This is a genomic window from Streptomyces sp. NPDC093018 (assembly GCF_040684035.1).
GTDB lineage: Bacteria > Actinomycetota > Actinomycetes > Streptomycetales > Streptomycetaceae > Streptomyces > Streptomyces murinus.
This window is the reverse complement of record NZ_JBFBFF010000008.1, coordinates 137,446-150,081: the sequence shown is the minus strand read 5'-3', so window position 1 is coordinate 150,081 and position 12,636 is coordinate 137,446. Positions and strand designations below refer to the sequence as shown.

Sequence of the window (12,636 nt, the reverse complement as noted above, 5' to 3'; positions counted from 1 at the left end):
GGGCCCGCTCACCGGCCGCTGTCACCGGTCTCTGTCTCCGGCCTCTGCCACCGGTCTCGGTCACCGGTCCGTCGGCTGTTCCGTCCCCTCCGTCGGCTCCGCCTCCGGGGCCTCGCCGAAGCGGGCCAGGGCCAGGGCGCCGGCCACGGCCACCGCGAAGCCCAGGATCGCCAGCCAGGCCATGCCCTCGCGGGTGCGGTCGCCGAGCCAGACGACGCCGATCGCGGCGGGGCCGAGCGTCTCGCCGAGCACCATCCCGGCCGTCGCCGTCGTGACCGAGCCGCGCTGGAGGGCCGAGGTCAGCAGGATGAACGCGGCGCCACCGCCGATCAGCAGGGCGTACGCCGCGGGGTTGGTGAGCAGGTCGGCGGGCGCGAGGCTGTCGATCAGCCGGACCGTCACCTCGACCACCCCGAAACCGCACCCGGCACCGAGCCCCAGCACCAGCCCCCGCGCCGGACCGGACAGCCGGCCGCCCGCGAGCCCGAGCAGCAGCAGCCCGACCGCCACCGCGAGCATCACCCACCGCAGCGTGTCCGAGCCGCTCTCGCCCCCCTCCGGCCCGGAGGCGAGGCCCAGCATCGCGAGCCCGGCGCACACCACACCCACCGCGCCCCACTCCACACCGCGCAGCCGCACGTCCAGCAGCCGCGCCGCGACCACCGCCGTCACCGCGAGGCTGGCCGCGAGGGCCGCGCCGACCGCGTAGATCGGCAGCGAGCGCAGCGCCACGATCTGGAACAGGAACCCCAGCCCGTCCAGCCCGAGCCCGGCGATGTACCGCCACTGCCGCAACGCCCGCAGCAGCAGTGCCGCCTCACCGCCACCACCGGGGCCGGCCTGCCGCGCCGCCACCGCCTGCAACACCGTCGCGGTACCGAAACAGACCGCCGCGCCAAGGGCGCACACCATTCCAAAGAGCACAAAGGGACTCTAAGCGAGCCCCGCCACCGCCCTGTCATGCTCACCCCCCTTGGCCGGTTCTCATACCGGTCTCTAGGCTTGCCGCACCGCACATCGCACACGGGGGAGACACGAACATGGCCGAAACAAGGCGACGACTGCGCTCCGGCACGGTGGTCCTCGGCGGCGTCGGACTGCTGGCCGCCGCGCTCACCGCCTGCTCCTCCCAGCCCGACAAGCGCTGCGTGGACCAGAGCAGCTACACCTACGCCAAGGGCTACAAGGTCGTCTCCGACAAGAACTGCAAGACGGTCAAGTCGGCGGTCAACGGCTCCTGGTACTACGGCGGCAAGAAGAAGGGCTCCTGGGTGAGCGGCGGTTCCTTCACCAAGCCCCGCACCGGCTCCGGGCACTCCACGAGCCACTCCACGAACCACTCCTCGACGCACTACGGCTCCGGCTCCGGCGGGGTGCACCGCGGCGGCTTCGGCGGCGGTTCGCACAGCTCCGGCGGCTGACCGGGATCGCCGTATGGAACGCCGTACCCTCACCCCCCGCCCCGACTGGCAGCGCACCGTCGAGGACCAGGGCCTGATCTACCCGCTCACCCGCCACCCCGACGGGAGCCTGCGCCCCTACTGGGACGAGAGCGCGTACTACGTCTTCTCGCTGCCCGAGGTCGAGGCGCTGGAGGAGACGGTCGCCGAACTGCACGCCATGTGCCTGGCGGCGGCCGGCCACATAGTGGATCAGGGCCGCCTCGCCGACCTCGGCATCACCGACCCCGCCGTCGCCGCCGCGGTCACCGAGTCCTGGCGGCGCCGGGCCGAACTCCCCTCCTTCTACGGCCGGTTCGACCTGCGCTACGACGGCACGGGCCCCGCCAAGCTGCTGGAGTACAACGCCGACACCCCCACCTCCCTGGTGGAGGCCGCCTCCCCGCAGTGGTTCTGGATGGAGGACCGCTTCCCCGGCGCCGACCAGTGGAACTCGCTGCACGAACGCCTGGTGGAGTCCTGGCGCAGACAGTCCGCGCTGCTCCCGCCCGGGAGCCTGCTGCACTTCGCGCACTCCGCCGCCGACGAGCTGGGCGAGGACCTGATGACGGTCGCCTATCTGAAGGAGACCGCGGAGCAGGCGGGCCTTGCGACCGACTGGCTCGCCATGGAGGAGATCGGCTGGGACACCCTCTCCGGCCGGTTCGTGGACAACCGGCTCCGGTTCATCCGCGCCCTCTTCAAGCTCTACCCCTGGGAATGGCTCACCACCGACGCCTTCGGCGGCCATGTCCTGGACACCCTGGACAACGGCGGCGGCACCGGCAGCACCCTGTGGATCGAGCCGGCCTGGAAGATGCTCCTGAGCAACAAGGCCCTGCTGGCCGTCCTGTGGGAGCTGTACCCCGGCCACCCCAACCTCCTGCCCTCCTATCTCGACGGCCCCCGCGAGCTCGCCGCCACCACCGGCTACGCCGCCAAGCCCCTCCTGGGCCGCGAGGGCGAGGGCATCACCCTGCACCCGCCGGGCCACCCGCCCGCCGTCCACCCCGAGCCCTGCTGCTACCAGCAGCTCGCGCCCCTGCCCGCCTTCGACGGCAACCACGTCGTCCTCGGCACCTGGGTCATCGACGGCGAGCCCGCGGGCCTCGGCATCCGCGAGTCGGCGGGCCCCGTCACCGACGGATACGCGCGCTTCCTGCCGCACGTCATCCTCTGAGCCGGGCGGTCCGTGTTCTCGCCCGCATGGTGGACGCCCGATCTCCGCCCTCCGGCCCGGCCGGTACGCTGAGCCACGGGCCGTGACTGGCGCGCTGGGATGGGACGGACCATCGGGGAGCGGCCTTGCTGGAAACAGTGCCGTGCGCCTGGGCCGAACGTGAACGCCGAAACGCACCCCGTCCGGAGGTCCCCATGCCAGAGCAGCACCTGTCCACCGAGTCCACCGCCTTCCGCGCCGCCCTCGACGTGATCCGCGCCGTGGAGCCGCGGGTCGCCGACGCCATCGGCCAGGAGGTCACCGACCAGCGCGCGATGCTCAAGCTGATCGCCTCCGAGAACTACGCCTCCCCGGCGACCCTCCTCGCGATGGGCAACTGGTTCAGCGACAAGTACGCCGAGGGCACCGTCGGCCGCCGCTTCTACGCGGGCTGCCGCAATGTCGACACCGTGGAGTCCCTGGCCGCCGAGCACGCCCGCGAACTCTTCGGCGCCCGGCACGCCTACGTCCAGCCGCACTCCGGCATCGACGCCAACCTCGTCGCCTTCTGGGCCGTACTCGCCGACCGCGTCGAGGTCCCCTTCCTGGAGAAGACCGGCGCCCGCCAGGTCAACGACCTCTCCGAGGCGGACTGGGCCGAGCTGCGCCAGGCCTTCGGCAACCAGCGGATGCTCGGCATGTCCCTGGACGCGGGCGGCCACCTCACCCACGGCTTCCGCCCGAACATCTCCGGCAAGATGTTCGACCAGCGCTCCTACGGCACCGACCCCGCGACCGGCCTGATCGACTACGACGCGCTGCGCGCCCAGGCCCGCGAGTTCAAGCCGCTGATCATCGTGGCGGGCTACTCGGCGTACCCCCGTCTGGTGAACTTCCGGATCATGCGCGAGATCGCGGACGAGGTCGGCGCGACCCTCATGGTCGACATGGCCCACTTCGCCGGTCTCGTCGCGGGCAAGGTCCTCACCGGCGACTTCGACCCGGTGCCGCACGCCCAGATCGTCACCACCACCACCCACAAGTCGCTGCGCGGCCCGCGCGGCGGCATGGTGCTGTGCGACGACTCCCTCAAGGACCAGGTGGACCGGGGCTGCCCGATGGTCCTGGGCGGTCCGCTGCCGCACGTCATGGCCGCCAAGGCGGTCGCCCTGGCCGAGGCCCGGCAGCCCGCGTTCCAGGACTACGCGCAGCGCATCGTGGACAACTCCCGGGCGCTGGCCGAGGGCCTGATGCGCCGGGGCGCGACCCTCGTCACCGGCGGCACCGACAACCACCTCAACCTGATCGACGTCGCCGGCTCCTACGGCCTCACCGGCCGCCAGGCCGAGGCCGCCCTGCTCGACTCCGGCATCGTCACCAACCGCAACGCCATCCCGGCCGACCCCAACGGCGCCTGGTACACCTCCGGCATCCGCATCGGCACCCCCGCCCTGACCACCCGGGGCCTCGGTACGGCGGAGATGGACGAGGTGGCGGGCCTGATCGACCGCGTCCTGACCGCCACCGAACCGGGCACCACCAAGTCCGGCGCCCCCAGCAAGGCCTCCCACGTCCTGGACGAGAAGGTCTCCGAGGAGATCGCCAAGCGCGCCACCGACCTGGTGGCGGGCTTCCCGCTCTACCCGGAAGTCGACCTGGGCTGATCAACGCCGTCAGGGGCGATGCCCCAGGGGCGCGGGGCCGCGTCCGGTACGCGGCTCCGCACCACCCCCGCCTCCCGGGCCGATCCCACCCCCGGCCGATGAGAGAATGGGCGACATGGCCCCCGCTGAAAAGCCCCGCGTGCTCTCCGGTATCCAGCCCACCGCCGGCTCGTTCCACCTCGGCAACTACCTCGGCGCCGTACGCCAGTGGGTGTCCCTCCAGGAGACCCACGACGCCTTCTACATGGTCGTCGACCTGCACGCGATCACCGTGCCCCAGGACCCCAAGGACCTGCGGGCCAACACCCGCCTCGCCGCCGCCCAGCTCCTCGCCGCCGGCCTGGACCCCGAGCGCTGCACCCTGTTCGTGCAGAGCCATGTGCCCGAGCACGCCGAGCTGGCCTGGGTGATGAACTGCCTCACCGGCTTCGGCGAGGCCAGCCGGATGACCCAGTTCAAGGACAAGTCCGCCAAGCAGGGCGCCGAGCGTGCCTCGGTCGGCCTGTTCACGTACCCGATCCTCCAGGTCGCGGACATCCTGCTGTACCAGGCCAACCAGGTACCGGTCGGCGAGGACCAGCGCCAGCACATCGAGCTGACCCGGGACCTGGCCGAGCGCTTCAACGGCCGCTTCGGGCAGACGTTCACGATCCCGGCGCCGTACATCCTCAAGGAGACGGCCAAGATCTACGACCTCCAGGACCCGTCGATCAAGATGAGCAAGTCGGCGTCCACGCCGAAGGGCCTGATCAACCTCCTGGACGACCCGAAGACCACCGCCAAGAAGGTCAAGAGCGCGGTCACCGACACCGACACCGTCATCCGCTACGACGCGGAGGCCAAGCCGGGCGTCTCCAACCTGCTCACCATCTACTCCGTCCTCACCGGCACGTCGATCGCCCAGCTGGAGCAGGAGTACGAGGGCAAGATGTACGGCGCGCTCAAGACCGACCTCGCCGAGGTCATGGTCGAGTTCGTGACGCCGTTCCGGGAACGCACCCAGCAGTACCTGGACGACGCCGAGACCCTCGACTCGATCCTCGCCAAGGGCGCCGAGAAGGCCCGCGCCGTCGCCGCCGAGACCCTCGCGCAGGCGTACGACCGCGTCGGCTTCCTGCCGGCGAAGCACTGACCCAAGCACTGATCCCGGCACTGGCCGAAGCACCGGCCGGTCCACTGACCGGAGCACCGGACGGCACGGCCCGCGCCGGGAGGCACGGAACCGGCGCGAAGGCGCACGACCGTTCGCACGTCCCTGTGGGCAGAGCGCTGCACATCACTTCCGTTGCGCCTGCCCCCAGGACACCCATGGCCGTACAGTCGAAGCCGAAGGCCCGTACGAGTCGGCCCAGTAGACGACGGACGCGACGACAGGAGACGACGTGGGGACCGTAACGATCGGCGTGTCGATCGCGGTTCCGGAGCCTCACGGCAGCCTGCTCCAGGAGCGGCGTGCGGGCTTCGGCGACGCCGCGGCCTACGGCATCCCCACCCATGTCACGCTGCTGCCGCCGACCGAGGTGGACCGCGCCGCGCTGCCCGCCGTACAGGCCCATCTGGTGAAGGTGGCTGCCACCGGCCGCCCCTTCCCGATGCGGCTGCACGGCACCGGCACCTTCCGGCCCGTCTCCCCGGTGGTCTACGTCCGGGTGGTGCGCGGCGCCGAGGAATGCGGCCGGCTCCAGCAGCGGGTCCGGGAGAGCGCCGGGCCCTGCACGCGCGAGCTCCAGTTCCCGTACCACCCGCATGTCACCGTGGCGCACGGCATCGAGGACGCGGCGATGGACCGCGCCTTCGCCGAGCTGGCCGACTTCGAGGCCGAGTGGCCGTGCAACGGGTTCGCGCTGTACGAACAGGGCGCGGACGGGGTGTGGCGCAAGCTGCGCGAGTACACCTTCGGCGGCTCCGTCGTACCGCCCCAGGCGAGCCCCGCCGACATCGGCCACGGGACCATCGCCAGCCGTTAGGCGCGCCCTGGAACGCGCTCACGACGCGCCCGGAACGCCTAGAGCGGCAGTCTGCGGAACAGCGCCCGCGGCGCGTGCCGCAGCGCGGCCGTCACCAGCCGCAGCACCCCCGGCACCCACACCGTCTCCGCGCCCCGGCGCAGGCCCAGTTCGATCGCGGTGGCGACCGCCGCCGGGGTGGTGGCGAACGGCTCGCGGGGCCGGTCCGCCGTCGCCCGCGTCCGCACGAACCCGGGGCGTACGACCATCACCCGCACCCCCGTGCCGTACAGCGCGTCGCCGAGGCCCTGGGCGAAGGTGTCCAGGCCCGCCTTGCTGGAGCCGTAGATGAAGTCGACCCGGCGGGCGCGTTCGGCGGCGGTGGCGGACAGCACGACCAACGCGCCGTGGCCCTGGGCCTGGAGGGCGCTCGCGGCGACAAGACCGGCGGAGACCGCCCCGGTGTAGTTGGTCTGGGCGACGTGCACGGCGCGCAGCGGCGCCCGCTCGTCATGGGCCTGGTCGCCGAGGACGCCGAAGGCGAGCAGCACCAGGTCGACGGCGTCCTCGGCGAAGACCTTGCCGAGCGCGCTCTCGTGGGAGGCGGGGTCCAGGGCGTCGAAGTCGACCGTACGGGTGTCCGCGCCGAGCGCGCGCAGACTCTCGGCGGCCTGTTCCAGGGCGGGGGAGGGGCGGCCGGCCAGCCATACGGTGCGGGCGCCGCGGGTGATCAGCCGGCGGGCGGTGGCGAGCCCGATCTCGGAGGTGCCGCCGAGGACGAGCAGGGACTGGGGCAGGGCGAGAGCGTCCTTCACAGGCATGCCCGTGACCGTATCGTCCGGAAGTGCGCTCTTCGTCCATGAACGTCACCTTGTAGGGCTGAAGATCACTCGAAAGTGGGAGGGTCGGGCGTCGGCTCCGCAAACCCCCGCGAGTACCCGGACATGGGACGTCGCACACCGGGCAGAGACGGATCATGGACTGGCTCAAGAGACTGCCCGTCATCGGGCCGCTGGTGATCTGGCTGACGGCCACCCACGCCTGGCGGGCGTACGAGCGGCTCGACCGGGTGAAGTGGTCCCGGCTGGCGGCGGCGATGACGTTCGTCAGTTTCGTGGCGCTGTTCCCGCTGCTCACCGTGGCCGCGGCGATCACCGCCGCCACGCTCAGCCCGGCCCGGCAGCAGACCGTCGAGCACAAGGTCGCCGAGCAGTTCCCTGGGGTCGTCTCCCAGCAGCTGGACATCACCACGCTGGTCCACAACGCGGGCACCGTCGGTGTCATCGCGGGTGCCGTGCTGCTGCTCACCGGCGTCAACTGGGTCGGCCAGGTGCGGGACTGTCTGCGCGTGGTCTGGGAGCTGCCGGACCAGGAGCAGAACCCGCTGGTCGCCAAGGCCAAGGACGCCGGGATCCTGATCGGCTTCGGCGGCGCCCTGCTGGTCACCCTCGCCGCGTCCACGCTCGCCTCGGCCGCCGTCGGCCTGATCTCCGACCAGCTGGGTCTCGCCCAGCACGGCTGGGGCACCGCGCTGCTGCGGGCCGCCGCCTTCACCGTCGCCGTGCTCGCCGACTTCCTCGTGCTGCTCTACGTGCTGACCCTGCTGCCCGGGGTGGAGCCGCCGCGCCGCCGCCTGGTGGTCGCGGCGCTGCTCGGCGCGGTCGGCTTCGAACTGCTGAAGCTGCTGCTCAGCGGCTATATCCAGGGGGTCGCGGCGAAGAGCATGTACGGCGCGTTCGGGGTCCCCGTGGCGCTGCTGCTGTGGATCAACTTCACCGCGAAACTGGTCCTGTACTGCGCCGCCTGGACGGCTACGCCGGGCGGGACGGCGAAGGTCACTGCCGTGGCCGACGGCGCATCAGGTCCGGCAGCGGCCACCGGCGGTTGACCAGGAACACCCCGCCCGCCAGCAGCACCAGCAGCCCGCCCGCGACCGCGAGCGCGGTGCCGATCCCGCGCGAGCCGGTCGCCGCGGCCGCCACCGGCTTCGAACCCGCCTGACCCGCAGGTGCGGAGGCCTGCGGCGAGCCGCTCGGTGCCGTACCCGCCTGCGCGGCGCCGCGCGGCGGCACCAGCTCGCCCACCGGCTTGACCTTGCCCGCCGCCTGGAAGCCCCAGTCGAACAGCTTCGCCGTCTCCTTGTAGACCTCGTTGTGCTCCTGCTTCTGCGGGTTCATCACGGTGACGAGCAGCACCTGCTTGCCGCGCTGGGCGACCCCGGTGAAGGTGGCACCCGCGTGCGTGGTGTTGCCGTTCTTCACGCCCGCGATGCCCTGGTAGACCGGCACATCGGTGTCACCGCTGAGCAGCCGGTTGGTGTTGCGGATCTCCTGGCCCCCGAAGTCGGCGCTCACCGTGGAGCAGTAGTCCCGGAAGTCCTTCTTCTGGAGCCCGGAGCGGGCGACCAGGGTGAGGTCGTACGCCGAGGACACCTGGTGCGGCTCGTCGTAGCCGTCGGGGGAGAGCACATGGGTGTCCAGGGCCTGGAGTTCGTCCGCGTGGTGCTGCATGTCCTGGACGGTCTGCGCGACGCCACCGTTCATCGCGGACAGCACATGCACCGCGTCGTTGCCCGAGCGCAGGAACACCCCGAGCCACAGATCGTGCACGCTGTAGGTCTTGCCCGGCTTTATGCCGACCACGCTGGAGCCCTCGCCCATCCCGGCGAGGTCCTTCGCGGCGACCTTGTGCTCCGTCGTCCGCGGGAAGCGGGGCAGCAGGGTGTCCGCGAACAGCATCTTCATCGTGGACGCCGGGGGCAGTGCCCAGTGTGCGTTGTGCGAGGCCAGCACCTCGCCGCTCTGCGCGTCGGAGACGATCCAGGAACGCGCCGTCAGATCCTTGGGCAGCACCGGGACGCCGGGCGCGAGGTTCACCTGGGTGCCGGGCAGGCCGAGCCGGGCGCCGCCGAGCGTCGACATATGGGCCGGAGGCGTGGCGGCCGGGGTCTTGTCGGCGGCCGGGGCGGCGAGGGCGGCAGGCGCGGTGACGGCGAGGGACAGCAGGGTCGCGGCGCTGATCAGCAGGGATCGCCGGGCGGTGTTCATGGGTGCGGGCACGATCGAGAACGTACCCGTGGCCGACCGGGAAGACCCGCCCCAGCCCCTGTCGCGAAAGCGCACCCCGGATACTGGAGGTATGAAACTCAGCCGCCCGGTCTCCTGGTTCCTGCTCGCCTTCGGGGTGTGGAGCTGGTTCATCTGGGTCACTTTCGTAAAGAACCTGGTCAAGGACGGCAGCGGTCTCGCCTTCCATGACGGCCGGCCGACCGCCTATTTCTGGGTGCACCTGGTGCTGGCGATCGTCTCCTTCGTATTGGGGACGGTCATCGGGGGCATCGGGTTGCGCGGTCTGCGGGCCCTGCGCCGGGAGACCTCGCCCATGTGACCGGAATCTCCCCAGCCACCTGTGGAGACGCTGTGAAGACGCGGCGAACGCCCGGCGGAGACAACGTCTTGGGCAAGTTCTTCCACAACTGGTCAGAAAGCCCTTCACACACCGAAACACGTGTGATTGGGTGAGCCGCGTCACTCAGGGGAGTGGCGGGATTTGTGCTGACCAGGGGTAGGACCTCACAAGGGTCTGGGGAGGGCACCACCGTGCGATCTGTTCGCATGCGGATTGTTGTGACATTGCTCGTGCTGGCGATCGTGGGCATCGGCGGCTGGAAACTGCTGCCGTCACAGGAGAACAAGAACAAGACCATCACGGTCGGAACCACGGACGCGGTCACCTCGCTCGACCCGGCCGGCGCGTACGACGCGGGGTCCTGGGCCCTGTTCAGCAACGTGTTCCAGACACTGATGACCTTCGAGCCGGACGGCGTGCAGCCGGTGCCGGACGCGGCCAAGAGCTGCGCCTTCGTCGGCAGCGCCACGAAGACCTACCGGTGCACCCTGCGCACGGGGATCACCTTCCCCAGCGGGCGGGCGATGACGGCCGAGGACGTGAAGTTCTCCTTCGACCGGGTCAAGCGGATCAACTCCGACGTCGGCCCCTCCTCGCTGCTCGCCGACCTCTCCTCGGTGACCGCCGACAACGCGCACACCGTCACCTTCCACCTCTCGGAGCCGGACGCCACCTTCCCGCTGAAGGTCGCCACCGGCGCGGGCGCGATCGTGGACCGGGACACCTACCCGGCGAACGCGCTGCGCAAGGACTCCTCGGTCGACGGCACCGGTCCCTACCGGCTCACCTCCTACACCAAGGACCAGCAGGCCCGGCTCGCGCCGAACCCGACGTACAAGGGCTATCTGGGCTCCACCGGCCGCCCGATCGAGCTGCGCTACTACACCGACTCCGCGAAGCTGAACGCCGCGTGGAAGGCGAAGGACATCGACGTGGCGTCGCGGACGCTGCCGCCGGACGTGCTCGCCGGGCTGAACCCGAGCGATCCCAAGGAGCGGGTGACCGAGTCCGACTCGTCCGAGACCCGCAACCTGTACCTCAACACCCGGGCGAGCTCCCCGCTGCACGACGTACGGGTGCGGCAGGCGGTCGCCTGGCTCGTCGACCAGGAGCAGCTGGCGGCCACGGTCTACCAGGGCACGGTCGACCCGCTGTACTCCCTGATCCCGACCGGCATCACCGGCCACACCACGTCCTTCTTCGACGCCTACCCGACGCAGAGCACCAAGAAGGCGCGCGAGCTGCTCACCCAGGCCGGGGTGAGCCTGCCGGTCCGCTTCACCTTCGCCTACGGCAAGGGCCAGGGCCCCGGTGAGCTGGAGGCCGCGGCGCTGAAGAAGCAGCTGGAGGCGGGCGGCCTGTTCAAGGTCGACGTCAAGGGCTACGAGTGGACGGACTTCCAGGAGCGGATGGCCGCGGGCAAGCTCGACGCCTGGGCCGTCGGCTGGGTCGCGGACTACCCCGACGCCGACACCTTCGGCCAGCCGCTGGTCGGCACCGGCTCCACCATGGCCACCGGCTACAGCAACAAGACGGTCGACCAACTCATCCGCAACAGCCAGCAGTTCGCCGACCGGAGCCGGGCCGCCTCCGACTTCCAGCAGATCCAGTCCACCATCGCCCAGGACGTCCCCCTGGTCCCCCTGTGGCAGCGCAAGGAGTACACGGTCACCACGGAGGACGTGGGCGGCGGCCAGTACCTGATGGACGGCACGGGCGTGTACCGCCTGTGGCGGCTGGACTGGATCTGACCCAGGACGCAGCGCGGGCCGTCCCCGGAAGGGGGCGGCCCCGCGTCGTTCAGTCCCGGGGCTCCGCGCCCGGAGCCGGGCTCGTGGCCGGGCTCGGTGTCGGCAGCAGTCTCGTCATGCCCGGCAGGAAGTCCGTGAACAGTTCGTGGACCTCCAGGACCAGGGGGCGCAGGACGCGGAAGCGGGAGAGGGTGACGCCGCGGGCGGTGAGGCGGGCGCCGCGGCGGGCCAGGCGGTAGCTGCGTTCGCGGTTCTCGGTGCGGTCGAAGATCCAGTACATGACGAGGCCCATCTGGGCCAGCCACATCAACTCCGGCAGTACGTCACGGAGTTCCGCCGGGACCTTGGCCTTGGAGCCGGCCAGCACCTCCCGGTGCACCTGGATCGCCTGCTCGCGCGCGTGCTCGCTCTCCTGCGAGAAGGGGCTCAGCGGGCTGTCCGGATCGGCGGCGTTCTTGAAGAACTGCACCGCGAACTCGTGATACGGCCGCGCGAGGTCCAGCCAGGTGGTGAGGACGCCCGCGAGCCGCGTCTCCAGGTCCGTCTCCCGCTCCAGGATCCCCCGCACCGCCAGCCGGTGTTCGGCCGCGATCCGGTCGTAGAAGCCCTGGATCAGGTGTTCCTTGCCCTCGAAGTAGTAGTACGCGTTGCCGACGGAGACGCCCGCCTCCTGGGCGATCGCCCGCATGGTGGTCTTGTCGTACCCCCGCTCCCGGAACAGCCGCAGGGCCGTCTCCAGGATCAGCGCACGGGTCTGCTCGGACTTGCTGCTGGGGGTACCGGCCGCCTCGGGACCGTCGTTGTTCACGGGCACGCCACGAAGCCTAACGAGTGCCGTCCGCGCGCTCGGCTCAGCCTCTGCGCCCCAGCTCCGGACGCCGGGTGTAGTCCGTCAGGCCGAGCACATTGCCCCAGGGGTCCGCGATCTCCACCGTCCAGCCGGTCGCCGTCTGGAAGACCTCGTCCACCGGCTCGATGCCCACCGCGGACAGCCGCCGCGCCGCCGCCCGCGCGTCCGGCACCTCCAGCCACAGGCGCGGCGAGGGCCACGGCGGACTGCGATGGCCCAGCGCCTCCTCCACCCGCAGCAGGATCCCCGGTGTCTCCTTGCCCGCCGTGAGCAGCGCGATCCCGGCCTCGTCGAACCGGAACCCCACCCCGAACCCGGCCCGCTCGTAGAACCCGACGGCCTCCGCGAGGTCCCCGACGGGGAGCAGCACGTTGTCGAACCCGAGCAGTTCGTACGACTCTTCGTCTGACATGTCGTCA

At 71.2% G+C, this 12,636-nt stretch carries 13 protein-coding genes and 1 riboswitch; of the genes, 8 read left to right on the top strand and 5 right to left on the bottom strand.

Translation table 11 applies throughout. The annotated features are described in order from the left end of the window. Nucleotides 1-60 precede the first annotated feature (60 nt). Nucleotides 61-912: a DMT family transporter gene (locus AB0N90_RS19955; RefSeq protein WP_365198596.1), complete on the bottom strand. Its 852-nt coding sequence runs from the start codon at nucleotides 910-912 to the stop codon at nucleotides 61-63. A 128-nt stretch (nucleotides 913-1,040) separates the two neighbouring features. Here AB0N90_RS19955 and AB0N90_RS19950 point away from each other — a divergent pair, with 128 nt between their 5' ends. The 5 genes from AB0N90_RS19950 to AB0N90_RS19930 all read left to right on the top strand — a co-directional run bounded on the left by AB0N90_RS19950 (nucleotide 1,041) and on the right by AB0N90_RS19930 (nucleotide 6,229). After that, nucleotides 1,041-1,421 carry a hypothetical protein gene (locus AB0N90_RS19950; protein ID WP_136100057.1) on the top strand — a complete coding sequence of 127 codons (381 nt, stop codon included), beginning with the start codon at nucleotides 1,041-1,043 and terminating at the stop codon, nucleotides 1,419-1,421. A 13-nt stretch (nucleotides 1,422-1,434) separates the two neighbouring features. Beyond that, a complete protein-coding gene (locus AB0N90_RS19945; protein WP_365198308.1) occupies nucleotides 1,435-2,619 on the top strand; it encodes a glutathionylspermidine synthase family protein in 1,185 nt (394 codons plus the stop codon). Between the two features lie 72 nt (nucleotides 2,620-2,691). Then, nucleotides 2,692-2,780: riboswitch (ZMP/ZTP riboswitch) on the top strand. A 33-nt stretch (nucleotides 2,781-2,813) separates the two neighbouring features. Next, entirely contained in the window at nucleotides 2,814-4,262 is a 1,449-nt protein-coding gene (locus AB0N90_RS19940) for a glycine hydroxymethyltransferase (RefSeq protein WP_365198305.1), read from the top strand. 106 nt (nucleotides 4,263-4,368) lie between these two features. Continuing rightward, nucleotides 4,369-5,394: a tryptophan--tRNA ligase gene (gene trpS, locus AB0N90_RS19935; protein ID WP_365198302.1), complete on the top strand. Its 1,026-nt coding sequence runs from the start codon at nucleotides 4,369-4,371 to the stop codon at nucleotides 5,392-5,394. A 250-nt stretch (nucleotides 5,395-5,644) separates the two neighbouring features. After that, nucleotides 5,645-6,229: a 2'-5' RNA ligase family protein gene (locus AB0N90_RS19930; RefSeq protein ID WP_365198300.1), complete on the top strand. Its 585-nt coding sequence runs from the start codon at nucleotides 5,645-5,647 to the stop codon at nucleotides 6,227-6,229. Nucleotides 6,230-6,267: 38 nt separating this feature from the next. Here AB0N90_RS19930 and AB0N90_RS19925 read toward each other — a convergent pair whose 3' ends face one another. Further along, nucleotides 6,268-7,023, bottom strand: a complete 756-nt coding sequence (locus AB0N90_RS19925; protein WP_365198593.1) for a decaprenylphospho-beta-D-erythro-pentofuranosid-2-ulose 2-reductase — start codon at nucleotides 7,021-7,023, stop codon at nucleotides 6,268-6,270. 161 nt (nucleotides 7,024-7,184) lie between these two features. Here AB0N90_RS19925 and AB0N90_RS19920 point away from each other — a divergent pair, with 161 nt between their 5' ends. Beyond that, a complete protein-coding gene (locus tag AB0N90_RS19920) occupies nucleotides 7,185-8,096 on the top strand; it encodes a YihY/virulence factor BrkB family protein (RefSeq protein ID WP_365198297.1) in 912 nt (303 codons plus the stop codon). Here AB0N90_RS19920 and AB0N90_RS19915 read toward each other — a convergent pair. Next, nucleotides 8,044-9,267 carry a D-alanyl-D-alanine carboxypeptidase gene (locus AB0N90_RS19915; protein WP_365198294.1) on the bottom strand — a complete coding sequence of 408 codons (1,224 nt, stop codon included), beginning with the start codon at nucleotides 9,265-9,267 and terminating at the stop codon, nucleotides 8,044-8,046. The genes AB0N90_RS19920 and AB0N90_RS19915 overlap by 53 nt on opposite strands. A 79-nt stretch (nucleotides 9,268-9,346) precedes the next feature. Here AB0N90_RS19915 and AB0N90_RS19910 point away from each other — a divergent pair, with 79 nt between their 5' ends. After that, nucleotides 9,347-9,595: a hypothetical protein gene (locus tag AB0N90_RS19910; protein WP_361676360.1), complete on the top strand. Its 249-nt coding sequence runs from the start codon at nucleotides 9,347-9,349 to the stop codon at nucleotides 9,593-9,595. A 227-nt stretch (nucleotides 9,596-9,822) separates the two neighbouring features. Beyond that, on the top strand, nucleotides 9,823-11,367 hold the full coding sequence (locus tag AB0N90_RS19905) for an ABC transporter substrate-binding protein (RefSeq protein WP_361676357.1): 1,545 nt from the start codon (nucleotides 9,823-9,825) through the stop codon (nucleotides 11,365-11,367). 49 nt (nucleotides 11,368-11,416) lie between these two features. Here the strand turns inward: AB0N90_RS19905 and AB0N90_RS19900 are convergent, their stop codons facing one another. Both AB0N90_RS19900 and AB0N90_RS19895 read right to left on the bottom strand, forming a co-directional pair. Next, on the bottom strand, nucleotides 11,417-12,181 hold the full coding sequence (locus AB0N90_RS19900; RefSeq protein ID WP_365198290.1) for a TetR family transcriptional regulator: 765 nt from the start codon (nucleotides 12,179-12,181) through the stop codon (nucleotides 11,417-11,419). A gap of 37 nt (nucleotides 12,182-12,218) precedes the next feature. Further along, the gene (locus AB0N90_RS19895; protein ID WP_162134596.1) at nucleotides 12,219-12,629 is read right to left on the bottom strand and encodes a VOC family protein; all 411 of its coding nucleotides are present in this window, start codon (nucleotides 12,627-12,629) and stop codon (nucleotides 12,219-12,221) included. Nucleotides 12,630-12,636 lie beyond the last annotated feature (7 nt).